Source organism: Enterobacteriaceae endosymbiont of Macroplea mutica (assembly GCF_012571345.1).
Lineage (GTDB): Bacteria > Pseudomonadota > Gammaproteobacteria > Enterobacterales > Enterobacteriaceae.
In genome coordinates, this window is sequence record NZ_CP046218.1 from 18435 (window position 1) to 44848 (window position 26414).

The 26414-nt window shown below is 22.7% G+C and carries 23 protein-coding genes, 2 tRNA genes and 1 pseudogene; 10 read left to right on the top strand and 16 right to left on the bottom strand.

The window, feature by feature from the left end; translation table 11 throughout:
- Positions 1-14: 14 nt before the first annotated feature.
- The 5 genes from GJT87_RS00115 to ftsY form a co-directional block, all read right to left on the bottom strand.
- Positions 15-557, bottom strand: coding sequence for a metal-dependent hydrolase (locus tag GJT87_RS00115; protein WP_168895409.1), 543 nt, complete (start codon positions 555-557; stop codon positions 15-17).
- Between the two features lie 15 nt (positions 558-572).
- Positions 573-2516 carry an exoribonuclease II gene (locus GJT87_RS00120; protein ID WP_168895410.1) on the bottom strand — a complete coding sequence of 648 codons (1944 nt, stop codon included), beginning with the start codon at positions 2514-2516 and terminating at the stop codon, positions 573-575.
- 42 nt (positions 2517-2558) lie between these two features.
- A complete protein-coding gene (gene ssb / locus GJT87_RS00125) occupies positions 2559-3080 on the bottom strand; it encodes a single-stranded DNA-binding protein (RefSeq protein WP_168895411.1) in 522 nt (173 codons plus the stop codon).
- A 43-nt stretch (positions 3081-3123) separates the two neighbouring features.
- A complete protein-coding gene (rpoH, locus tag GJT87_RS00130; protein ID WP_168895412.1) occupies positions 3124-3981 on the bottom strand; it encodes an RNA polymerase sigma factor RpoH in 858 nt (285 codons plus the stop codon).
- A gap of 62 nt (positions 3982-4043) precedes the next feature.
- The gene (ftsY, locus tag GJT87_RS00135) at positions 4044-4997 is read right to left on the bottom strand and encodes a signal recognition particle-docking protein FtsY (RefSeq protein WP_168895413.1); all 954 of its coding nucleotides are present in this window, start codon (positions 4995-4997) and stop codon (positions 4044-4046) included.
- A gap of 108 nt (positions 4998-5105) precedes the next feature.
- Between ftsY and rsmD the strand changes: the two genes are divergently transcribed.
- Positions 5106-5675, top strand: coding sequence for a 16S rRNA (guanine(966)-N(2))-methyltransferase RsmD (rsmD, locus tag GJT87_RS00140; protein WP_168895414.1), 570 nt, complete (start codon positions 5106-5108; stop codon positions 5673-5675).
- 13 nt (positions 5676-5688) lie between these two features.
- On the opposite strand, the gene GJT87_RS02290 is transcribed toward rsmD, so the two are convergent.
- Complete coding sequence (locus GJT87_RS02290; protein ID WP_425483091.1) at positions 5689-5985, bottom strand: sulfurtransferase TusA family protein; 297 nt, start codon at positions 5983-5985, stop codon at positions 5689-5691.
- Between the two features lie 85 nt (positions 5986-6070).
- On the opposite strand from GJT87_RS02290, the pseudogene recA reads away from it, so the two are divergent.
- The 5 genes and pseudogenes from recA to GJT87_RS00170 form a co-directional block, all read left to right on the top strand.
- Positions 6071-7051 (top strand): annotated as a pseudogene (recA, locus tag GJT87_RS00150) (recombinase RecA); the annotation flags it as partial.
- Between the two features lie 75 nt (positions 7052-7126).
- Entirely contained in the window at positions 7127-9784 is a 2658-nt protein-coding gene (gene alaS, locus GJT87_RS00155; RefSeq protein ID WP_168895417.1) for an alanine--tRNA ligase, read from the top strand.
- A 108-nt stretch (positions 9785-9892) separates the two neighbouring features.
- Positions 9893-10075 carry a carbon storage regulator CsrA gene (gene csrA, locus GJT87_RS00160; RefSeq protein WP_168895418.1) on the top strand — a complete coding sequence of 61 codons (183 nt, stop codon included), beginning with the start codon at positions 9893-9895 and terminating at the stop codon, positions 10073-10075.
- 98 nt (positions 10076-10173) lie between these two features.
- Positions 10174-10261 (top strand) — tRNA-Ser (locus tag GJT87_RS00165).
- Positions 10262-10275: 14 nt separating this feature from the next.
- Positions 10276-10348 (top strand) — tRNA-Arg (locus GJT87_RS00170).
- 28 nt (positions 10349-10376) lie between these two features.
- Here the strand turns inward: GJT87_RS00170 and dapD are convergent.
- The 7 genes from dapD to hisS form a co-directional block, all read right to left on the bottom strand.
- On the bottom strand, positions 10377-11204 hold the full coding sequence (gene dapD, locus GJT87_RS00175; RefSeq protein WP_168895419.1) for a 2,3,4,5-tetrahydropyridine-2,6-dicarboxylate N-succinyltransferase: 828 nt from the start codon (positions 11202-11204) through the stop codon (positions 10377-10379).
- A 136-nt stretch (positions 11205-11340) separates the two neighbouring features.
- Positions 11341-13092, bottom strand: a complete 1752-nt coding sequence (ligA, locus tag GJT87_RS00180) for an NAD-dependent DNA ligase LigA (RefSeq protein WP_168895420.1) — start codon at positions 13090-13092, stop codon at positions 11341-11343.
- Positions 13093-13127: 35 nt separating this feature from the next.
- Positions 13128-14525, bottom strand: a complete 1398-nt coding sequence (gene cysS, locus GJT87_RS00185) for a cysteine--tRNA ligase (protein WP_168895421.1) — start codon at positions 14523-14525, stop codon at positions 13128-13130.
- Between the two features lie 79 nt (positions 14526-14604).
- Entirely contained in the window at positions 14605-16011 is a 1407-nt protein-coding gene (gene dnaB, locus GJT87_RS00190; RefSeq protein ID WP_168895422.1) for a replicative DNA helicase, read from the bottom strand.
- Positions 16012-16080: 69 nt separating this feature from the next.
- Positions 16081-17043 carry a tRNA dihydrouridine(20/20a) synthase DusA gene (dusA, locus tag GJT87_RS00195; protein WP_168895423.1) on the bottom strand — a complete coding sequence of 321 codons (963 nt, stop codon included), beginning with the start codon at positions 17041-17043 and terminating at the stop codon, positions 16081-16083.
- Between the two features lie 31 nt (positions 17044-17074).
- Positions 17075-18436 carry a ribosome biogenesis GTPase Der gene (gene der / locus GJT87_RS00200; RefSeq protein WP_168895424.1) on the bottom strand — a complete coding sequence of 454 codons (1362 nt, stop codon included), beginning with the start codon at positions 18434-18436 and terminating at the stop codon, positions 17075-17077.
- Positions 18437-18613: 177 nt separating this feature from the next.
- Positions 18614-19897: a histidine--tRNA ligase gene (hisS, locus tag GJT87_RS00205; RefSeq protein WP_168895425.1), complete on the bottom strand. Its 1284-nt coding sequence runs from the start codon at positions 19895-19897 to the stop codon at positions 18614-18616.
- 207 nt (positions 19898-20104) lie between these two features.
- Here hisS and tadA point away from each other — a divergent pair, with 207 nt between their 5' ends.
- The 3 genes from tadA to GJT87_RS00220 are packed head-to-tail and all read left to right on the top strand — an operon-like array spanning position 20105 to position 22400.
- Entirely contained in the window at positions 20105-20548 is a 444-nt protein-coding gene (gene tadA, locus GJT87_RS00210; protein WP_168895426.1) for a tRNA adenosine(34) deaminase TadA, read from the top strand.
- A 26-nt stretch (positions 20549-20574) separates the two neighbouring features.
- Positions 20575-21807 (top strand): serine hydroxymethyltransferase, encoded by a 1233-nt coding sequence (gene glyA, locus GJT87_RS00215; RefSeq protein WP_168895427.1) that lies wholly within the window; start codon positions 20575-20577, stop codon positions 21805-21807.
- Positions 21808-21842: 35 nt separating this feature from the next.
- A complete protein-coding gene (locus GJT87_RS00220; protein ID WP_168895428.1) occupies positions 21843-22400 on the top strand; it encodes a DJ-1/PfpI family protein in 558 nt (185 codons plus the stop codon).
- 75 nt (positions 22401-22475) lie between these two features.
- Here GJT87_RS00220 and nusB read toward each other — a convergent pair whose 3' ends face one another.
- Genes nusB through ribD form a run of 3 tightly spaced genes read right to left on the bottom strand, consistent with a single transcriptional unit; the run spans position 22476 to position 24490 of the window.
- Positions 22476-22895 (bottom strand): transcription antitermination factor NusB, encoded by a 420-nt coding sequence (nusB, locus tag GJT87_RS00225; protein WP_168895429.1) that lies wholly within the window; start codon positions 22893-22895, stop codon positions 22476-22478.
- Positions 22896-22911: 16 nt separating this feature from the next.
- Positions 22912-23385, bottom strand: coding sequence for a 6,7-dimethyl-8-ribityllumazine synthase (gene ribH, locus GJT87_RS00230; RefSeq protein WP_168895430.1), 474 nt, complete (start codon positions 23383-23385; stop codon positions 22912-22914).
- On the bottom strand, positions 23372-24490 hold the full coding sequence (gene ribD, locus GJT87_RS00235; RefSeq protein ID WP_168895431.1) for a bifunctional diaminohydroxyphosphoribosylaminopyrimidine deaminase/5-amino-6-(5-phosphoribosylamino)uracil reductase RibD: 1119 nt from the start codon (positions 24488-24490) through the stop codon (positions 23372-23374). The genes ribH and ribD overlap by 14 nt, the downstream gene beginning before the upstream one ends.
- A 378-nt stretch (positions 24491-24868) precedes the next feature.
- Between ribD and leuA the strand changes: the two genes are divergently transcribed.
- Positions 24869-26410, top strand: a complete 1542-nt coding sequence (gene leuA, locus GJT87_RS00240) for a 2-isopropylmalate synthase (RefSeq protein WP_168895781.1) — start codon at positions 24869-24871, stop codon at positions 26408-26410.
- The last annotated feature ends 4 nt before the right edge of the window (positions 26411-26414 follow it).

Consider the following 26414-nt stretch of genomic DNA (forward strand, 5'->3'; position numbering starts at 1 on the left):
AATATTACTCTAAGTTATCTTTTAGATAAAAAATTTATCATAAAATGTATTATATGATGATTATTATGAGGATATAATAAATATAAAGAACATATAAAATATATATAGCAAAAAAAATTTTCTGTAAATAGTTTTTTTTTTATAATCGGTATTCGAAAACGTTGTTTTAAAGGCCATAATAATAATACTCCAGAAGGAGTTAACATATCAGCACAAATATGACTACAATAACCAATGATAATACCTAATTTGATAGGAATAATTAAAAGAGTAATATTAGTAGATATTATTTTAATAATTAATATTATGCTATATATGGCGCCAATACTATGTGTAAATCCTCTATGACAAAATATTTTAGCACATAGATAGGAAATATATTTAAATTTATTTCCTATAATAGATTTAGGATGATCAATATCTGGTAATAAACATGTTATTAAAGATATAGGTATAAAACACCACCAATCATCATGATGCATAATTTTAGAAAAAATAAAATGTTGTATTAAAATACTACTAGAAAGTGTAAAAAAAATATGTCCTTTAGCTGTCATAAAATTATGTTGTTCTTAATAAATAATTTGTGCAATAATATTATTATTAATATCAATATTTTGTAACATTACTTTAACTTGATCTGTAACTTTATATAATAATTTATTATTTACAAAAACCATACCTTGTTCTGGAATAATATTAATTATATCTAATGCATTATTAATGATACTATTTTTAGGAATAAGTACATATATGCCATTTACTATTAATCTAACTCTTAATCCAATATATAAAATATCTATGATTTCTGATAAAAAAATTTGTTTTTTATTAATAATATTTTTACAATATTCTATACATAAAAAGTTTGTAATTTTATTTTCTACTTGTTTATGTATGTATTTTTTATAATTCATATGATGAATAATTTGTTTAGATGGTTTTTCTATATTTTTTTTTTGTATAATAGCTTTAATAAGTCTATGATTAATTACATCACCAAATTTTCTTAATGGCGAAGTCCATGTAGCATATTTATATACACCTAACCCAAAATGCGGTCCTGGATAAATATTAAAAAATGTATGTGTTTGATATTTTCTTAGACGATTTATAACATAATATAAATTATGTTTTTTTAAATAAGAATATATATGTTGGTAGCCTTGTAATGTATTTAATTGAGATGGACGATAATTAATATGATGCGTATTTAATAATGTTGTTATTTTTTGTAATTTATTACAATTAAATCCATAATATATATTATATATGCCATAACCTAAATGTTGATATAAAATTTCTGCCGCACATATATTAGCAATAATCATGATTGTTTCAACCATTTTATGTGCGATTCTTTTTGTGACTACATGAATATCAATTATATTACCAGCACAATTTATTATTAATTTATATTCAGGATTATTAAAAAAAATTATATTTTTATTGTGCCATGGTAAACGATATAAATAAATTTTATATAATAAATTTATTTGTTGTTCGACATCTAGATTTTGAGGTATCCATGATCCTATATTTTCTAACCAATTAGAAACATTCACATAATTTAATTGTGCTTTAGATTGTATTAAACCCATAAAAAATTCTGTTTTATCTAATAAAATCTTACCTTTATCATTAATAATAATTTTACATATTAAAGCAGAACGAACTTGCATGGGTAGTAAAGAACATATATTTTCTGATATGTATTTAGGAAATAATGGAATATTAAAACCCGGAAAATAATTTGTAAACATACGTTCTAAAGCAATCATATCAATATTACTATCTTGTATAAAAAAGGCAGTAGGATCTGCAATGGCAACATATACTTGTAATTGTTTATTAGACATTTCTTTAATATATATAGCATCATCTATCTCTTTTGTATCACTATTATCAATAGTAATAAAACATAATTTAGTTAAATCTTGACGTAATATATGATTATCAATAATATCTATATTATCACATAAACTATTATGTGGAGGATGGATATTAATATTATATTGCGATAATATATGCCATAAAGATAAAGAATATTTTTTTTGTTCGGGTAAATATTCTAAAATTTTTGCTCGGAAAATATTATCTTTGCCTAAAAGAGGATGATGAATTAATTTAGCTATTACTATATTAGTAGTACATAATACCTCCTGATATTGTTTATCTATTACACATTCAATTTTATATTGATATAAATTAGGATTATCTGGAATAATAAATATTTGGTTCTGATATTGTTTAAGTTTACCTATAAAAATCTCTATAACAGATTTTAATAATTTTATTGGCATAACTTCTAATTGTTGTTTTTCTTTTAATATACAAGATAAAATATAATCTCCATGCATAATTTTTTTTAAAAATATTATAGGAATTTTATATATTTTCCCATCTTTTGATTCTAAAAAAATATTATTTTTTATGATTTTTACTATACCTTTTATATAACAAACAGGTTGTATTTTTTTTTTAAGTTGTAACAATATTTTATTATGTCGTAACATTATTTTTCAGTAAATATTATATATATTTAAAATTGTATTTTATTAGAATGGTATATCATCTTCAAAATTAATAGCATTATCTATATTTTTATTAACATCTATATCATTATCATTATTGTTTTTTACTTCTATGTTATTTTCTTGATTCTTCCATGCTTTATCCTGTGTTTTATCAACATTATTATGTTTATCTACAACATCATCTTTTATACGGAAATTATTTAATACTTGTAAAGTTCCACCTATACTCACAATAATTTCAGTTATATAACTATCTTGACCGTTTTGTTTTTGCCATTTACGTGTTTGTAAGTATCCTTCTATATATATTTGTGTTCCTTTTTTAACATATTCATTTGCAATTTCAGCAATTTTACCAAAAACTACTATTCTGTGCCATTCTGTTTTAACTCTATTTTCTCCTGTATTTTTATCTTTCCAAACATCAGAAGTAGCTAAAATAATATTGACAACTGGATTACCATTAGGCATGTAACGTATTTCAGGATTTTTACCTACATTACCTATTAAAATAACTTTATTAACACCTCGTTTACTTGCCATTGTGTTATGCCTTATATATATAAAATAGATGAAATTTTGAAATTTAAATTTTGTTAATTAATAAACGTAATTTTTTGATAGCATTAGTTTCTAACTGACGTATTCTTTCTGCAGATATGCCATAGTTATTTGCTAAAGATTGTAGCGTTTGTTTATGATGTTGTTTATTTAACCATCTAGCATTAATAATATTACGACTACGTTGATCTAGTTGTTGAATTGCATAATATAATTTACGAAAAATATATTTATCCCAATTATGTTGTTCAATTAATTTTGAAAAATTAGAATGTGTATCTTTTAGAAAAATATTAGAAGTAAAATTATTTTGTTGTTTTATTAGTGGATGAGTTGTAATATCTTGTGCAGACATACGAGATTCCATTTCACATACGTCTTTTACAGAAACTCCTAAAGTTTTTGCAACTATATTAATTTCATTTTTATGGAACCATCCTAATTTTTTTTTAATTTTACGTAAGTTAAAAAACAATTTTCTCTGTGATTTTGTAGTAGCAACTTTAACTATACGCCAATTACGTAGTACATATTCATGTATTTCTGCTTTAATCCAATGTATGGCAAAAGAAACTAAACGTACACCAACATTAGGATTAAATTTTTTTACAGCTTTCATTAAACCGATATTACCTTCTTGAATAATATCTGCTTGTTGCAAACCATAACCAGCATAATGTTTAGATATATGTATAACAAATCTTAAATGTGATAAAATTATTTTTTTTGCTGCTTCTATATCTTTTTTATAAAAAAAATTTCTAGATAAATATTGTTCTTCTTGTACAGTTAGTATTGGATAACTATTAGCAATATATATGTATGCTTCTAACGAACCTAACGAATGAGTATAAATTTGTGGAGTAAAAATATTTGCATTCATATAAAACCTCTCAAGAAATAAATATTTCTAACATATCTTAGAATTTTATTATAGTAATGCTTTTAATTATTCATAAAAATAGTATTAATAAATTTTTTAGCATTAAATAAATGTAAATCTGTAATTTGTTCTCCTGTACCTATATATCTTATAGGAATTTTATAATCGTTAGATAAAGTTATGATTATACCTCCTTTAGCCGTACCATCCATTTTGGTTAATACAATACCTGTTATACCTATATGTTTGTGAAATTCTTTAAATTGATTTATAGAATTTTGTCCAATATGTGCATCTAATACTAACATAATTTCATGTGGCGCATTATCTTTTTTTTTTCTAATAATTTTTACATTTTTTTTTAATTCTTGCATTAAAGCAATATTATTATGTGCACGACCTGCAGTATCAATAATTAATATATCTGCATTATTTTGCTGTGATTGTTGTATAGCATCATAAATTATAGCAGAGCTATCAATTTTATGATGTTGTGACGTTATCATATAACTATAACTTTTTTGACTCCATAATCTCAATTGTTGACTGGCAGCTGCACGAAATGTATCTCCTGCAACTAAAAAAACAGATCTATTTTGTTTATTAAAATAATAAGCTAATTTACCTATGGTAGTGGTTTTACCTACACCATTAACGCCTATAACGAATATTATATAAGGATTTTCATTTTTAATGATTAATGATTGTTCAACATGTATTAAAATATTTAAAATTATTTGTTTGATATATAAATATAATTTATGATGATCATATATTTTATTTTTTTTAGAATATTGCATAACATTTTGAACTATATTTCGTGTTGTACTTAAACTAATATCTGATTGAATCAATATTGTTTCCAAATTATGAAAAAAATTTATATCAATTGTTTTGGTTTTAGTAATAAAATGTATTAGATTTTCACCAATATTTTTACTAGCATCCCATATTTTTAATGTTAAATTTCGTAAAAAACTACTTTTTTTATTACAATCATCTTTTTTTATTATCATATCTATTTAATATTATACAAAAGAATAATAATATTATAATACATAATTATAAAAATATTCTTTAAATAATTTATTAGAGTAATATTTTTTGTTAAAATATTAAATTTTATGAATCATAATAAAAAGAATAAAATATATATTATTACTGGTAAATGGAAATATAAAAAAATTACTATACATAATACTAATATTAGACCAACTATGAACTTTATTCGTGAAACCTTATTTAATTGGTTAAGCAATGATATATATATGTTAAATTGTTTAGACTGTTTTGCTGGTTCCGGGATACTAAGTTTAGAAGCATTATCACGAAATGCATATTCAGCAACTTTAATAGAAAATAATATTTTACATTTTAAAAAATTACAACAAAATATATCATTATTTAAAAATATCAATATTAAATTAATTTATGGTCATACATTACATGTGTTATCTACTCTGTCACAAAAATTTAATTTAATATTTATAGATCCTCCTTTTCATAAGGATAATTTTTTACTACAAACGACTTGTTTTTTGTTAGAAAAATATTGTTGTTTAAAAAATAATGCATATATTTATCTTGAGTATATGACAAAGAGTAGTCCTGTTTTATTACCATATAATTGGATACAATATCGTAAAAAAAAATTTGGTGTAGTAACATATGCTTTGTACAAAAAACATGCATGACACATTTTATGTGTTATATTTTTTTTATTATACATACATAAGGCGACTTATTAGTTATTTTTTTTATCATATTAAATTTCATAAATTCACAAAAAACTTGTATATCTGTAATAACTAAATGATTATTAGTTTTAATTAATAACGTCTCACCATATTTCATAATACTTGTAATTTTTTTAATCTTTACAAGTGTATAAGGACATTTAATATTTATTAAATTTAAAGAAAACTGTTGTTTTGCCTTAAACATATTTATTTGCAATAAAATTACGGTATAATTTATTATATAATAAATTATAAATTTTTTCATACTTTTTATTTTTGTAAAAGATGGTATAAATTTATTAATAAATATATTTTGTAATCATAAAACATTATTTATGTAGGATGATATTGTGAATTTGGATAAAAAAAAACAAGCTGCATTAGATAATGCTATTGTACAAATAGAAAATCAATTTGGAAAAGGTTCTATTATGAGATTAGGAGATAATAGAACTATGGACATATCATCTATATCAACAGGTTCTTTAACTTTAGATATAGCATTAGGCATTGGGGGTTTGCCTATAGGAAGAATAGTAGAAATATATGGTCCAGAATCTTCTGGTAAAACTACTTTAACATTACAAATTATATCAGAAGCACAAAAACAAGGTAAAATATGTGCTTTTATTGATGCAGAACATGCATTGGATCCCATTTATGCAAAAAAATTAAATGTTAATATTAATAGATTATTATGTGCACAACCTGATACAGGAGAACAAGCATTAGAATTATGTGACGCTTTAGCAAAATCTAATTTAATTGATGTTATAGTTATAGATTCTGTAGCTGCTTTAACACCAAAAGCAGAAATAGATGGTGAAATAGGAGACTCTCATATAGGATTAGCAGCTAGAATGATGAGTCAAGCAATGAGAAAACTTGCTAGTAATATGAAACAATCTAATACTTTATTAATTTTTATTAATCAAATACGTATGAAAATTGGTATTATATTTGGTAATCCAGAAGTAACTACAGGAGGCAATGCATTAAAATTTTATTCTTCAGTCAGATTAGATATACGCAAAATTGGTAATGTTAAACAAGGAGATATTATTATTGGTAGTGAAACAAGAGTTAAAGTAGTTAAAAATAAAGTTGCCGTACCTTTCAAACAAGCAGAATTTCAAATTATATATGGTATGGGTATTAATGTTTATGGAGAAATATTAGATTTAGGAGTGCAACATAATATTATCGAAAAATGTGGTTCATGGTATAGTTATAAAAAGGAAAAAATTGGACAAGGTAAAATTAATGCAATTGATTTTTTACAAAAAAATAAACAAATATCCGATGATATTGAAAAAAAGTTAAGAAAAATGTTTTTTAAACAAATTAATCATGAATAAGAAAAATTATAATAAAATATAATACATTTTATATAAGGTTTATATGTAATGGTATGTACAACAACACAAATTTGCCAAATGTTTTTAGATTTTTTCCATATTAAAAAACATAAAATTATGCCTGGTAGTTCTATTATACCACATAATGATAATTCTTTATTATTTACTAATGCTGGCATGAATCAATTTAAAAAATATTTTTTAGGTGCTGCACAATCACCATATCCAAATATAGTAACTGTACAAAAATGTGTTCGTGCTGGTGGAAAGAATAATGATTTAAAAAATATAGGTTTTACAAATCGTCATCATACGTTTTTTGAAATGCTAGGTAATTTTAGTTTTGGAAATTATTTTAAAGAAGAAGCTATAACTTTAGCTTGGGAATTATTAACATGTAGCAAATGGTTTCATTTAAACCCAAAAAAAATTTTTATTACAGTATATTATACTGATACTGAAACATATAATATTTGGTTAAATAAGATTGGTATCCCTAAAACACATATTATTCTCATATATGATAAAAATAACCAACAATATTATTCAGATAATTTTTGGCATATGGATACTATAGGTCCTTGTGGACCATCTACGGAAATATTTTATGATTTAGGCGAACATTTATCTGGTAACATACAAAATAATACTGGCGAACGTTTTATTGAAATATGGAATATTGTGTTTATACAATTTAATCAAAATTTACATAAACAATTAACTATATTACCTATTAAGTCTATAGATACAGGAATGGGTTTAGAAAGAATTAGTAGTATCTTACAAGGAGTAGATTCTATTTATAAAATAGATATTTTTGAAAAATTAATTCAACATATTGCTCATATATTACATTTAAATTTTATTAAACATCATCATTTAAATGTGATTGCAGATCACCTTAGAACATCAATATTTTTAATTGCATATGGTGTTATGCCTAGTAATGAACATAGAGGATATATTTTAAGAAAAATTATAAGAAGAGCTATTAATCATGGCATAATGCTAGGATATAAAAACATTTTTTTATATAAATTAGTACAGTTTTTTATTAATGAAATTGCATTTAATAGAGATAAAGAATTATTACAAAAACAATATTTATTAATCAAAAATACTATTAAACAAGAAGAACAGAATTTTCATCTAATTTTAACAAAAGGTATAAGTTATTTAAAAAAAGAAATTTTATATTTAGAAAATAATATTTTACCAGGAGAAAAAATTTTTTATTTATATGATACATTAGGTTTGTCTTTAGATGCAATTAAAGAAATTTGTTTGCAACAAAATATTATTATGGAACAAAATATTTTTTTAAAATTATTAAATAAACAACGTTCTCGATCTAAAAATAATAGCTTGTTTAAAAAAAACATAAACGTTTTTTATCATAATAGTCAAACACAGTTTCTTGGATATAACCATATTAATACAAAAAGTAAAATTTTAAATATTTATTTCCAAAATCATATTATACAAAAAATTATTAAAAATGATAAAGCTATTATAATATTAGACATTACTCCATTTTATGGTGAATCTGGCGGACAATTAGGTGATATAGGGTTTATAAAAAAAAATAATGAAAATATTTTTCAAGTTATAACAACTACTATACAAGGTAATTTAATATTACATAACGGCATCATGATACAAGGTGAATTAGTACAAAATGATATAGTAACTGCAGAAATTGATCTTATTTATCGTAATCAAATTAGTAGAAATCATACGGCAACACACTTATTAAATTATAGCTTGCGTAAAATATTAGGCACACACATACAGCAAAAAGGTTCTTTAATTACTTCAGAATATTTCAGATTTGATTTTTTATATAATTTATCTATTACATCAAAACAAATTATAAATATAGAAAACATGATTAATCAATATATATTTAAAAACATCCATGTTACTTCTTATAATATATCAAAACAAAATATTAATCTACAAGATAATATTATTTTTTTACAAAACGAACAATACAATGATATTGTTCGGGTAATACATATTCTCAATCTTTCTAAAGAATTATGTTGTGGCACACACGTTACCACAACATGTGAAATAGGTTTGTTAAAAATTATTAAATGCCTAAGTATTGCACATGGAATTAAAAGAATACATGCTGTTACACATAAAAATGCTTTATCATATATACAAACAAGAGATAAAATTATAAAATCTATTACGGAAATGTTTAAAATAGATGATAAAAATGTTGTTAATTATATTATGAACTATCAAAATAAAAATAGTGTTATACACAAACGATTACAAAAAGCAGAAAATTATATTGCAAAGCAAATAATTAAAAAAATAATACAAGATAATATTATATTTAATAATATTAACCTTTTAATTAGTGAATTATATGATTATGATCCAATACAATTTAATTATATATTAAAAAATATGATAAACAAATTTGATAAATTTATTATTATATTATCTACAATATGGATTAAAAAAATCTTTATTTTAATAAAAATTACACCTAACTTAAATATAAATGCATTAGATATTATTAATCTTAATATAAGTAATACTACTAAATATAATATAAATGGCACAAAATCAGCCGCACAGATTATCATTAATAATAATATAGATCAATATTACTGTTTCATATCTAAGATTAAAACATTTATTTTAAATAAAATTAATATGTTACTGCATGAAAAAAAAAATAATTAATATTTTATATATTAAATTTATACATTTTAATATATATTAAAATGATAAAATATTTTAATTAAATATTAATAATATTGCATTGATATTTTTCAAGGAGAAAAAAAAAAGATGCTAATTCTTACTCGTAGAGTGGGAGAAACTCTTATGATTGGTGATAATGTTATAGTCACCGTATTAGGTATTAAAGGAAATCAGGTGCGCATTGGTGTAAATGCTCCTAAAGACATTGCCGTACATCGTGAAGAAATTTATCAACGTATACAAGCAGAAAAAAACCAACAAACAATTTAAAAATATATTGAACATTTATTTAGTATTTATATATGTATTTATTATACATTTTATTATATTTTATGCTATCATAAAAAATGAAATTACGATATTATGTAGGTGAGATGGCCGAGTGGTTGAAGGCGCACCCCTGCTAAGGGTGTATATAATTATGTTATATCGAGGGTTCGAATCTCTCTCTCACCGCAGATAATTTTTATGCACCTGTAACTCAGTGGATAGAGTATTCGGCTACGAACCGAACGGACGGAGGTTCGAATCCTCCCAGGTGTATTTTTTATGTAAAAATATCATAAAAAGATTAACTATTATAACGTAAAATTTCATTTATTTGAATTTTACTTAAAGTTTTTGCATTAACCTTTTTAACAATAATTACACAATATAAATTATATTTACCATCTTGTGATGGTAAAGTTCCTGGTACCACTACTGAATATTTTGGTACTTTACCATAATAGATTAGACCGTTAGTTCTATCATATATTTTTGTACTTTGTCCGATAAATACACCCATAGAAATAACAGAACCTTTTCCAATAATAACACCTTCAACAATCTCAGATCTAGCACCAATAAAACAATTATCCTCGATAATAGTAGGAGTATTTTGTATCGGTTCTAATACTCCCCCAATACCAACACCACCAGAAATATGTACGTTTTGACCTATTTGAGCACATGAGCCAATAGTAGCCCAAGTATCAATCATAGTACTGTGTGCTATATATGCACCTATATTAATAAATGAAGGCATAACAACACTATTCTTACCAAGATATGCGCCATATCTTATAGTTGCAGGAGGTACTATTCTGCATCCTATCTGTTGAAAATCATTATCTGTAAATTTATTAAATTTTAAAGGTATTTTATCATAGTAATTACTATGATCATGTTGAATTAAAAAATTTTTTTGTATTTTAAAATACAATAGTATGGCTTGTTTAATCCATGTATGTGTTATCCATGTGTTTTGTTTTTTTTCTGCAACTCTTAATTCTCCATTATTTAACATTTTAATAATTTGATAAACATATGTAATAATTTCTTCATTATGTAAGATAGATTTATCATTTAAATTATGTGTTTTAAAATATTTTTCTATGATAATCTTGATTTTTTCCATATAATATTTCTTTTAAAATTTGTAATATTTTGTAATATAACATAAATATATTTTTAAAAGACATAGATAATATATATATCTATGTTTTATTTTGAATATTATCATTATATCTTTACCATATAAAATAATAATATTTTTATTGAGTTATATTTAAATAAATAATGTCTATTTTTTGTCTTAATAAATTAATATATTGTATATTATCTTTTTTTTTTAAAAAACTACATATATAACTTATAGTTTTAAGACCGATACCATTAATTTTTAATAAATGATATTTATCAGTTTTTAAAAAATTTTCTAAAGTAACAAAATGATCCGCAATATTTTTTGAAGTAACAATACCCATATTTTTAATTCCTAAAGCAAATAAGAAATTATGTAAATAAACTTTATGTTTGGCATATAAAGATAATAATATTTTTTGTATAGTAGTCTCGCCTAGATTTAGTAATCTCAATTGTTTTTTATTGAGTGCAAATAAATCCATAACATTGGATATTATATTTTTTTCTACTAAACGATAAATTAATTGTTTACCTACATATTTAATATTTATAGCATTTCTAGATATAAAATGTTTTAAATATTCCTTAAACTGTGCTTTACAAGAAAAACTAGCTGAACAATATAATAAATTATTATTATTAATAATTTTAGCATTACAACTAGGACAAAATTGTGGTATAATAATTTTATTGCTATGTTGTTTTGTTCTTTTACTTTTTACTACATGTATAATTTTAGGTATAACATTGCCACAACGTTGTATAGTAATTATATCACCTATTTTTAAATCTAATCTATAAATTTCATTAATATTATATAATGTAGCATAACAAATTTTCACTCCTGAAATTTTAATACTCTTAAAGTATGCTATAGGTGTAATAATGCCAGTACGTCCTGTTTGAAAAAAAATTTGTTTTAATATTGTACTTTTTTCTTGTGAAGGAAACTTATACGCTATAGCCCATTTTGGTGCTCGTGAATTACAACCAATTTGTTTTTGTAAAAAAATATCATTAATTTTAATTACAATACCATCAATGTCATACGATAATTTATGCCTATTTGTTTTAAAAAAATCATAAAATTGGATAATTTCTTGTAATGTTGTGCAAGATATAATATTACTAGAGATAGGCAATCCATATGTTTTGCATTGTTTAAGTAATGTTGTATGATAACAGGCTATATTACGATTAGCAAAACCAACACCATAACAAAAAAAACTTAATAAATTAGCGTAATTATTTATATTACGCATACGTAAAAGTCCAACAACAGCACTTCTAGTATTACAAAATTTTTTTTTTTGCATCAAAAAATTTTGATTAATATAATAAAAATTTTTTTTGGTTATAAAAATTTCACCGCGTACTTCTAATGTTTGTGGAATATTGTTACCTTTTAATTTTATCGGTATATCCTTAATTAAAGAAATATTATGTGTAATATCTTCACCTATATATCCATTACCTCTTGTTAAACCATGTATTAAATGTCCATTAATATATAAAAGATTAATAGCCACACCATCAAATTTTAATTCACAACAAAAAAAATTTTTATAGTTGATATATTTTTTATATAAACAAATAAATTGTTTATATAAAAACTGACTGTTAAACGTATTTTGTAAAGATAACATTGGTGTTTTATGCGCAATTTGTTTGTAATGTTTTAATAATGAATCATTAATATTTTGTGTAGGAGATTTTTGTTTTTTTTCTAATGGTATGTAACGTTCTAGTTTTTCTAACTTTAAAAGTAATAAATCATATTGTTGGTCAGTAATTGCCGGTTTATTCAATACATAATATTTATAATTACAAATATTTATTTTTTCACGTAATTTATGTATAAGTTTATTGACTTTAATCATTAAAATTATATCTAATATTTAGGATAATATTAATTTTATAATTTCCATATTGTTTTGTCATGCAAATCTTCTAAAAAAATATTATTTTTTTGTAAAAAATTACGAATATTATCAGCTTCTCCCCATAATTTTTTTTTTCTCGCTACACAACGTTTTTGAATTAATTGTTCTATTTCTAATTTATGTAAAATTTTTGTTGTATGATTTGTAAAATAAGATTTTGGATTATAAAATAATATACCTAAAATATTACCTAATTTTTTTAAAAGTAACATTAAATGTTGTTGTAAAATAAAATTTTTTTTATGATAAGCAATATTTATATTATGTGATATTTTGAATAAAATACTATATGCTTTTGGTGTATTAAAATCATCATTCATGGCATCATAGAATTGTTTTTCTAAATTACTACATGGAATATTTTTAAGATTTATTTCTTTTATTTTACTTATATTATAAATAGCTCTATATAGTTTTTTCATAACAATACAAGCTTTTTGAAGTTTTTCTTCATGAAAAATTATTGGTCTACGATAATGTGTAATAGTAAAAAAATAACGAATAACTTCATTATTATATTTAGATAATATATCTTTCAGTTTAATATCATTTTGTAATGTTTTAGACATTTTTGTATTATTAATAATAATCATCCCAGTATGAATCCAAAAATTAACCTTAAATAAGGGATGCATGCATTGTGATTGTGCTATTTCATTTTCATGATGTGGAAAAATTAAATCATTCCCACCTCCATGTATATCAAAATTATATCCAAAATATTTATAACTTATTGCGCTACATTCTATATGCCAACCAGGTCTGCCATATCCCCATGGTGATAACCATCCTATTTGTTTCTGTAAACATTTTTTCCATAGMACAAAATCTTGACAATGTTTTTTAAAAAATGTATCTATAAAATTTATATTTAAAAAATTTTTATGTGTTTTTTGCCGTGATAATTGGCCATAATATTGATAACTAGAAACATCAAACACAACATCACCATTATTAGCTATATATGCATGTTGTTTTTCTAAAAGAATTTGTATAAATTGAATAATTTCATTAATATGTTTTGTTACTTTAGGTTCAATAGTAGGATGTATAATATTTAATTTATTTAAATCCGTATGCATAAGATTAATAATATTAGATACAATATTTTGCATATATTTCATATTATTATTTTTAACTAGTTTTATTATTTTATCATCTATATCTGTAATATTACGTATATATGTAATTTTATAACCTAAAAACTGGAAATATCTAATCATAATATCAAAAATTATAAATGTTCTTCCATGACCAATATGACATGTGTCATAAGGAGTAACACCACACACATACATTTTAATATGTTTATGTAATATTGTGCGAAATATTTCTTTTTTTTTACTTAAAGTATTAAAAATTTTTAACATAAATTATATCCATAAAAAATCAATTTTGTTAAATAAAAAAATATATTTTAATAATGACTGCATATAAAATAACATATGATTATGAATCAATACCATTATAATAGTCTATATAATTATCAAATCTAGCAATTTTATTATTAAATGTTAATTTAATATTACCAATAGGACCATTACGTTGTTTACCAATAATAATCTCTGCAATTCCTTGTAATGCACTATGTGCATTATAGAGTTCATCTCTATATATAAAAATTATTAAATCTGCATCTTGTTCTATAGAACCAGATTCTCGTAAATCTGAATTCATGGGACGTTTATCAGCTCTTTGTTCTAAAGATCGATTTAATTGCGATAAAGCAATAACTGGCACATGCAGTTCTTTTGCTAATGATTTTAAAGAACGAGAAATTTCCGTAATTTCTAATGTACGATTAAAAGAAAGCGATGGCACTCTAATTAATTGTAAGTAATCTATCATAATTAAACTTAAACCATTATGTTCTCTAAACATTCTTCTTGATCTTAAACGTATTTCAGTAGGTGTTAATTCTGAAGAATCATCAATATATATATTTTTTTTTTTTAATAAATTATTCATAGTATTAGAAATTTTCTGCCAATCATGATCATTTAATTGGCCTGTTCTAATTTTACTTTGATATACTCTAGATAATGAAGATAACATGCGTATCATAATTTGTTCACAAGGCATTTCTAAACTAAATATTAAAACAGGTTTATCTTGTAACATAGCAGTATATTCACAAATATTCATGGCTAAAGTAGTTTTACCCATAGCTGGTCGGGCGGCAATAATAATTAAATCTGATTTTTGTAATCCTGCTGTTTTTTTATTTAATTCATGATATCCTGTGTCTACACCAGTAACACCATTTTTAGGCATTTTATAAAATGTTTCTATTTTAGAAATTGTAACTTCTAAAATTTCATCTATATTTTTAGGTTTAGTATCTTTATTTAAACGTTTTTCTGCAATACGGAAAATACGTGATTCTGCTAAGTTTAATAATTCTTCACTTTTTCTACCATTAGGATAATAACCTGCTTCAGCAATAATATTCGCTGCAGCGATCATTTCTCTTAAAATTGCTCTTTCACGCACGATATCTATATATGCATAAATATTAGCAATGCTAGGAATATTTTTTGATAATTCAGCTAAATAAGCAAAACCTCCTACTTTTAGTAATTTATGTTTACTATCTAAGGATTCAGATAATGTAATTAAATCAATAGGTTTGTTAATATCAATAAGAATTTTCATTTCATGAAAAATTATTTTATGTGATAAGATAAAAAAATCTTCTGTAATAATTTTATCAATAACTTGTTCCCATCGATTATTATCTAGCATTAGTGATCCTAATATGGATTGTTCAGCTTCTAAAGAATAGGGAGGAATTCTAATATTTTCTACTTGTGTATCTTTTCTTATTATTGATTTTTGAGTAATATTATTAGTCATAAATTATAAAAATATTTGTTAAAGTTTGAGGTTAAAAATAATTTATTAAGTTATATATCATTATATTATTTATTTGATAAAAGATAATGCTTTATTTAAAACTTGTATACTATTATATGTTATATAATTATTTTTATTAGTTAAGTATTGTTTAAAAATTTTTGCACCTTCCATACCATGGAAAAAATTTAATATAGGTGTAATAATAGAATAAAATGCTATACCATTATTTAACATTTTTTCTATATAAGGGAACATTGATTCAATCACACTAATAGGATTTTGTATTGGCTTTTGCATGGAAAATAATGCTTGATCAACATGCATTAATATTCTAGGATTATGTAAAATACTACGACCTAACATAACTCCATCAACATATTGTAAATGTTTTTTTGCTTCTAACAAATTTTTAATACCGCCATTCAGTGTAATATTAATTGATGGGAATTTTTTTTTAATTTTATAAATTATAGGATAATCTAATAATGGTATTGTTAAATTTTTTTTTGTTGTTAGATTATTATATAATAATGCTTTTCTAGCATGCAAAATAAATCTTTTACAACCATGATGAGATAATTGATATATTAGTTCACACAAAAAATCATAACTATTTGCATCGTTAATGCCTATTCTTGTTTTAATTGTTACCGGAATATTCACACTATCTGACATAGCTTTAATGCAATCAGTAACAATATGTAAATGATTCATTAAACAAGCACCAAAATTATTTCTTTGTGATTGTAACGAAGGACAACCAACATTAAAATTAATTTCTTTATATCCTATTTTTTCTGCTTTTATAGCACATAAAGCAAGTATTTTAGAATTATTTCCAGCTAACTGCAATACTAAATTATCATCATGATAATTTGTTAATAAAATATCTTGGTTATGTATTATAGCATGACAATGAATCATTTCTGTATATAATAATGCTTTTTGAGTTAATAATCTATAAAAATATCTACAATATTTATTAGTTCTATGTAACATGGGTGCAATTTCAAAACGAAAATATTTCATATGATATTAAAATGAATAAAGTTATATTACTTTAATGTATATATGGATTATGGTTATTTTTATATTGTAAAATAATAGGTGAACCAATATAACCCAATTTAGTATGTAGTATATTTATTAAATAACGTTTATAATTATTATTTAATCTAGTTACTTGATTGCCATGCAACATGATTACTAATGGATTGTATTGTATTATATGAATAAATTTTATTTTAATACGTCTACCTTTATATATATTTGGAGAAACATTATTTGTTGCATCATATAAAATATTCATAAGTTTGGAAGTTTTAATTTTCGCATGAGTAATATTATATATTTGATAGATTAACTTAAAAATATTCATACAACCTCTACCAGTTTTAGCTGATATACATATAACTGGTAAATATTTATATATCTTATAAAGATTTTTTTTAAAATGATGAAATATATTTGATGTAATTAAATCATATTTATTAATAATAATAATAATAGATTTACCTTGATTAATAATATATTGTATTAATGCTATATCTTTTTTATATAATGTTTTTTTACCACCATCAATAATAAATAATATCATATTAGATTGTTTAATTGTAATAATAGTTTTATTATAAGAATATGTATTTATATTTAAGTGAGAATTATTTTTATATATTCCAGGTGTATCAATTAATATTATATTTTTATAATTATTATAGTAATTTTCTATAGGTACTATTATACAATTTCTCGTAGTACCTGCGGTACTATGCATAATGATACGATTTTTTTTAATAATACGATTAATTAGTGTAGATTTACCTACATTAGGCATACCTACAACGGCAATTTTAATGTATTGTGGATTAGAAAGAATGTTATCTTTAGTAATATTATTAAATATCATTTTATTTTGTTGTTTATATATTTTTTTTACAAAAATATACAGTATTTTATATAATTTTTTAAGATCGCTATTTTTTAATAAATTAACACGGTAAATATCACATCCTAAAGATAATAATTCTTTTATATCTATTTTATTATGACTATTAACTAATAATAATATATGTTTATTATGTGTTCTAATATCTTGTAAAATTTGATAGTCTAAAGTATTCAATATATTATCTCTAACTAATAATATAACTAAATCTGCTTCTTTAATTGCTTGTATAGTTTGCATTTTAATTTCTTGATTATATTTATTTAAAAAAATACCATCATTTAAATAATAATTACCTGTATCAACACAAACATACGTATATTTATGAATATAACCATATCCATATTGTCTATCTCTTGTAAAACCAGGAATACTATTTACTATAGCCTCGTTTGTTTTTGTTAAAATATTATATAAAAAAGATTTTCCTGTATTATTTGCACCTACAATAGTGATTATTGGATAATGATATGCCATAATATAAATCTCTTAAAAAAATATATTTTTTCATACATAGACTATATTATATATAGTATTCTATTTGTAAAATAAACCATATACTGATAATATATGTAGTTAAATAATTATTTATATTGTATATATAAGATATCTCTATTTCGTGAATATATGAAATTTTTTATAACATTATTTTTGTTATATCATTTTAGATAATGTAGTTATTAATTGTGTTTCAGAGATACTTACTTGAGAATGAGCTTTTAAATCTTTTATGGTAATAGTATTATTTGATATTTCATCATCACCAATAATTAATATAAAATGAGCTTTTTGTTTTATAGCTTTTTTAATTTGTTTTTTAATGTTTATAAACAAATAACTTACTAAAATTCTTATTTTAGGGAAAACTTTTATAATTTTTTCTCGTATTTCTAATATTTTATATAAAATATGGTTATCTTTCATAGGTATTAAATAAATGTCGATATGATATGTATCAAATATATTAAAAATTTTTAAATTTTTTAATAATAATAAGACTCTTTCAATGCCAATAGCACATCCAACACCATTATTTTGTTTTTTATCACTCATATGTTGTATTAATTGATTGTATCTACCACCACCACAAATAGTATATTTTAAAGTATCTAGAGTATTTATTGTTGTCCATTCAAATACAATGTCATTATAATAATCTAAACCTCTAACTAAATTATCATTAATATGAAATTTAATCCCGATATGATTTAATAGATCACATAATATATTAAAATTATTAATACTATATGCATCTAAATAATTTTTTAATTTTGGTGCTTGTTTTAATAATTGTTGTGTTGCTATATTTTTACTATCTAAAATTCTTAAAGGATTAGAATTTATTTTTTTAATACTATTTGTATCTAATAATTTTATATTTTTTAAAAAAAATTTTTTTAAATGTTGCATATAAATTTTTCGGATAGCAATAGAACCAATAGTATTAACTTCTAAATTTACATATTTGATAATATTTAAATTTTTCCATATATGAAATGTTAGAATTATAATTTCAGCATCAATATAAGGTTCTGTTAAGCCGAGAGCTTCAATACCTATTTGGTGAAATTGTCTATATCTTCCTTTTTGTGGTCTTTCATAACGAAACATAGGACCAATATACCATAAACGATGTGATCTATACAATAGATTATGTTCTAATATAGCTCGTATAAAACCAGTAGTACCTTCTGGACGTAAAGTTAACATATCACCATTTTTATCATATAAATTATACATTTCTTTTGTAACAATATCTGTATCTTCACCAATTGTTTGATGATATAATAAATTTTTTTCAACAATAGGTATTTTAATTTCTTGGTAACCATAATTATTTAGTATTTTTTTTGTTACATGTTCTATATATTCCCATAATATAGTCTCTGGAAACATGTAATCATGCATACCATGTACTGCATTAATATTTTTCACCATGTGATTTTCTCTAAAAATTATAAATATAACAAATTATAGCTTATTGAACTATTTATAAAAGATATTTATAATAAAATTATACTTTCAAATAATAAGTAACTATATATATTATTATATATATAAATATTAATCGTAAAATATAGAATATATTTTATATACATAAAATTAGAAATATATTTTATTACAATAAAATATTAATCACATAAAATGCATGATGATATTTATTGGATGACGCATGCACTAAAATTAGCCAAACAAGCACAAAACAATGGTGAAGTTCCTGTAGGCGCTGTTATTATTAAAAATAATAAAATTATTTCTCAAGGTCAAAATAGTTCTATTATAAAACATGATCCTACAGCACATGCTGAAATAATTGCATTAAGAAATGCTGGAACATATTTACAAAATTATAGGTTATTAAATACTACTATGTATGTAACATTAGAACCATGCATGATGTGTACTGGTGCTATTATAATTAGCAGGATAGAACGTCTTGTGTTTAGTATATATAATACTAATACACATCATAGTATTCCATTAGCTAATTTATTAAATACATATAAAATTAAAATACATACTGGTGTTTTGGTTAAAGAATGTACTAATATTATTCAAAATTTTTTCTTTAATAAGAGAATTAAATAATTATCTGATAAGGATATATATTATATATGTTAAATAATAATCATACTGATAAAAAATTATGGCATATTATCAATAAAGAAAATATACGTCAAAAAAATAATATTATATTAATTGCATCTGAAAATTATGTTTCACAAGAAATTATGGATATACAAGGAACACAATTAACAAATAAATATGCTGAAGGATATGTTAATGCAAGATATTATGGCGGTTGTAAATATATTGATCAAATTGAACAATTAGCTATTCAACGAGCAAAAAAATTATTTAAAGTTGATTATGTTAATGTGCAACCTCATTCTGGTTCACAAGCTAATTTCGCAGTATATCATGCTTTACTATCTCCAGGAGATACTATTATGGGATTATCATGTTCACATGGTGGACATTTAACTCATGGTGCTAAAGTAAATTTCTCTGGACAAATATACAATAGTATTTTTTATCATACTGACCATACAGGTCATATTAATTATGAAGATATATTACGATTAGCTCTAAAATACAAACCTAAGATGATTATTGGAGGATTTACATCATATTCCGGATTATGTCGTTGGAATAAAATCCGAGAAATTGCGGATATCATACAAGCTTATTTTTTAGTAGATATATCACATATTGCTGGATTAGTTGTAACGGGATTATATCCTAATCCATTACCTTATGCACATGTTGTAACTAGTACTACACATAAAACTTTAACAGGACCTAGAGGTGGATTAATATTATCTATGATACAAAATCAATATTTATTTCATAAATTAGATAAGGGCGTATTTCCTGGTAGTCAAGGAGGCCCATTAATGCATGTAATAGCTGCTAAAGCCTGTGCATTTAGAGAAGCATTACAACCATCATTTATTTTATATCAAAAACAAATATTAAAAAATGCAAAAGTTATGGTTAAAATTTTTAAAAAAAGAAAATTTAATATTGTTCATAATATAACTTATAATCATCTATTCGTGATCGATCTTACTAATAAAAATATCACAGGAGTAGAAGCTGAAAAACTTTTAGAAAATTATAACATTATTGTTAATAAAAATTTAATTCCTGATGATACGCATACAGCTATGATTACTTCAGGTATTAGAATAGGTACTCCTGCTATTACAAAAAGAGGTTTTAAAATAAAAGAAGTCATATTGCTTACTCATTGGATTGCTGATATTATTGATAATAAAACAACATATTTGATTAATATCAAAAATAATATTATAAATTTATGTAAAAAATATCCTATATATTAGCGTAAAATTAATTTGATGCAAGGAGAAAATATAGTATGTCACAATATTCTGTTGTACTTTGTGTTACTGATGGTGTAGAAGATATTGAAGCGGTGACTTCAATTGATATTTTAACAAGAAGTAAAATCAATGTGATAACAATAAGTACAAATAATCAACATAAAATTAAATGTGCTTATGGTACAAATTTATATATTGATATTTTATTAAAAAATTATCAAGTGCAAAATAACCATATTGCTATTATTTTACCTGGAGGGTTGCAAGCAGCAGAACATTTTGCAACAAATCATATGTTGTTATCTTATATTAAATTGTTTAAAAAAACACAACGGATTATAGGTGCAATATGTGCTACGCCAGCTATATTTTTAGCAACACATAATATATTTACTACAGCAAAAATGACAAGTTATGTTGGTTTAAAAAACTTAGTACCCGATATACAGTGGTTAGATAAACCAGTTGTATGGGATGAACAAAACAAATTACTAACTGCACAAAGTGTGAAACATGCTATTAATTTTAATTTAAAATTAGTAAGTATTATATTAAATAATAATATTGCATCTAATATTCAATCGGTATTATAACTATATTATATATTTTAACAYATATATAATATAGCAAATGATGTGTTGTCATTGTATTTAGATATACGTTAGAATTTATATTCTAATCTGATTAACCATTTTATCTAAAACACCATTTATAAATTTATAGCTGTTATCTACACCACCAAAAATTTTTGCTAAACCAATACTTTCATTAATAATAACTTTATGTGGTATATCTAAACGATGTATAAGTTCATATAATGAAAGACGTAAAATAGCTTTTTCAATTTGTCCTAATTCTAATAAATTTCTTGATAAAAATGGTTTCATTGTTTTATCTAGATAAATACTATTTTTAATTACTCCGATAATTAATTCATTAAAATAATCAAGATCTATTTGTTTAATATTTTTTATAGATTCATGTATAAAATAATATTGTATATCATGTAAGTTATTTTTTGATAGTTGCCAAGAATAAATAGCCTGTACAGCATATTTACGTGCTTGATATCTGCCTTCATATTTCACAATATTACCTTTAAATTTATAATAATTTAATTTCTTTAGATATATTTATCATTTCTAATAATGTTAATGCAGATTCGATACCTTTATTACCTTGTTTCCCATTTGATCGGTTGATTGCTTGTTCTAAATTATCTGTACTTAATACGCATAAAATGATAGGTATTTGATTTATAATAGATAAACTAGATATCTGTGTATAAATTTCTTTAGTTAAATATTTATAATGTGAAGTTATACCTTTAATAATTGTTCCAATAACCATTATTCCGTCATATATATTTTTTTTGATTAATAATTGTGTGGTATAAGATAATTCATAAGTTCCAGGAACCCAAATTATCGTAATATTCTTATCTGGTATTAGACCTAATCGTTTAAAAATATCTAATGATGCTTTTAATAAATTTTTATTTATTATAATATTATACCGAGTTACAATAATGGCTATATAAGTATTTTTATTAATAATTCCTGTATTAATTATTTTCATATTTATGTCCAAAATATTTATTTACGGGTTTTAAAACTATTTTTAAATCTTGTGCAATTTTTTTTATGTATATATAACGAAATTGAGGCGCATCCTTTATATTATATATTTTTGTCCAATTACATAAATTTAATGAAGAAGGACCTAGTATTTGAGGAGACATATAAATTATTAATTCATCTATTAAATTATTTGAGATTAAATATCCTGATAATATACTGCCAGCTTCTACTAACAGATTATTAATACCTTTAGTAGCTAATTTTTGTAGTAAAATTTTTATATTAAAATAACCATTAACTATTGGTATCATCATTTGCGTGACATGCGCAGGCCAATTATTATGATGAATATTATTTTTAATTAATATTATTTTTTCGGGTATAGAAATAATTTTATGATATGGAGATATATTATTATGTTGGTCAAGAATAATTCTTATTGGTTGTCTCAAAAATTTTTTAGGATATTTTTTTTGTACGTAAGTATTTAAATTATACCAATTAACAATTAAGGTAGCATTATCTTGTAAAATTGTTTTACTAGTACTTAAAATAGCAGAATTTTGTGCACGTAATTTGTGTACATCTTGTCTAGATTTTAATGATGATATCCATTTACTTAAACCATTACATAATGCAATTTTACCGTCTATAGATGATGCAAGTTTTAATTGTATATATGGCATACCAAATAATATTCTTTTAAAAAACCCATAATTAATACGTTTGGCTTGTTCAGATAATATATTAATAGTCGTTTTTATGCCATGTTGTGCTAATAATTTTATACTTTTCCCATTTATCCTGGGATTAGGATCAATATTAGCTATAACTATACGATATATTTTTGCTTTAATTAGTGCATGACAACATGATGGAGTTAAATGATCATAGTTACAAGGTTCTAACGTAGTATAAACAGTAGAATTTTGGGCTTGTCTCCCAGCCATATTTAATGCATTAACTTCTGCATGTTGTCCGCCTGTTTTAAAATGGTATCCTTTACCAATAATATTATTATTTTTAACAATAATACAACCTACATTAGGATTAGGAGTAGTAGTATATATACCTAATTTAGCTAAATTAATAGCTTTCATCATAAAAAATTCATCTGTACACACAATTAATAACCTTTATAACAAAAAAGTTTTTAGTACTCATTTATTTATTAAATATAAAAAATATGATATTTTAATATATAACATTGAATTTTATAGAAAAAAATATAATAATTAATTTATTAGTCATATTTTTAATTTAAAAATCATTCCTATAATACTATTATAGATTATAACATACATAATAAATATTTTACTTATATAAAATTTTTATGTATAAATAATGAATTTTAAATTTTCATATATAAATTATTTTAAATATTTTTTTGAATTAAATTTGAAATTTAATATCTAATCTTATAAAAGATCAAAATTATAAAAAACTAAACTTTAATTTTGTTAAAATGGATAAATTTTGTTATGCAAGAACAAATTATTATTTTTGATACTACATTACGTGACGGTGAACAATCATTGAAATGTAGTTTAACAACTAGAGAAAAAATAGAAATTGCATTATCATTAGAATCAATGGGCATAGATATTATAGAAGTAGGCTTTCCGGTTTCTTCTCCTAAGGATTTTAATACAACAAAAGAAATTTCTAGTATTATTAAAAATAGTACAATATGTGGATTAGCAAGATGTAAAAAAAATGATATAGATTTAGTATATGAGGCATTAAAAAAAGCTAAAAATTTTAGAATACATATTTTTTTAGCAACATCACCATTACATATTATTACAAAATTAAACATGACTTTAGATCAAGTTATTGAACGTATAATATTTATGATTAAATATGCTAAACAATATACTCATGATATTGAATTTTCTTGTGAGGATAGTACCCGAACACCAATTAAAGATCTATGTTTAGTAATAGAAGCAGCCATACAAGCTGGAGCGACTACGATTAATATACCAGATACAGTAGGTTATATTTTACCATATGAATATGGCAAAATGATTACATCAATCAAAAATAAAGTACATAATATTGATAAATGTATTATTTCTGTACATACACATAATGATTTAGGTATGGCGGTTGGCAATGCTATTACTGCAATGCATGCTGGCGCTAGACAAATAGAAGGTACTATTAATGGTATTGGAGAACGAGCTGGTAATTGTGCTTTAGAAGAAATAATTATGGCCATACATACTAGAAAACAATTACTAAACGTTAAAACTAATGTTAACAAACAAAAAATATATAATACCACAAAGATCGTTAGTCAAATATGTAAAATTCCTATAGCCTTGCATAAAGCTATTATAGGTAAAAATGCTTTTTCACATTCTTCAGGCATACATCAAGATGGTATTATCAAAAATCGCCAAACATATGAAATTATAGATCCTAATATTATAGGATTAAAAACACAAAAAATATATTTAACAGCAAAATCAGGACGGGCAGCTATTAAATATCACATGGAATTAATGGGTTATCCACATAATACATATAACATTAATCAACTATATGATAATTTTATTAAATTAGCTGAAAAAAAAGGACAGGTATATAATTATGATTTAGTTACACTAGCTTTCAATCATAAGATATATAATAAAAAAAATTTTTATACATTAGTATCATTTAAGATTACATATAATTCAACAAAAATATCTCATGCTACGATAAAATTGAARTGTAATGATGTAACATATATACAAACTTCAACAAATATAGAACCTGTAAATGCAATATTTAAAGCTATTAAAAAAATCATACAATATAATATACATTTATTAAAATATAAATTAATTATGCATCATAATAACAATATTATAGGATATGTTAATATTAAGATCAGATATCAAAATATTACTTTTTATGGTATTAGCCATTTTACTAATAATATTATAGAAACCTTTATACATGCTATCATTAATTGTTTAAATGATATATGGAAATTTCAACAAACAAAAAATCTGTATGCATATAAAAAATAATAAT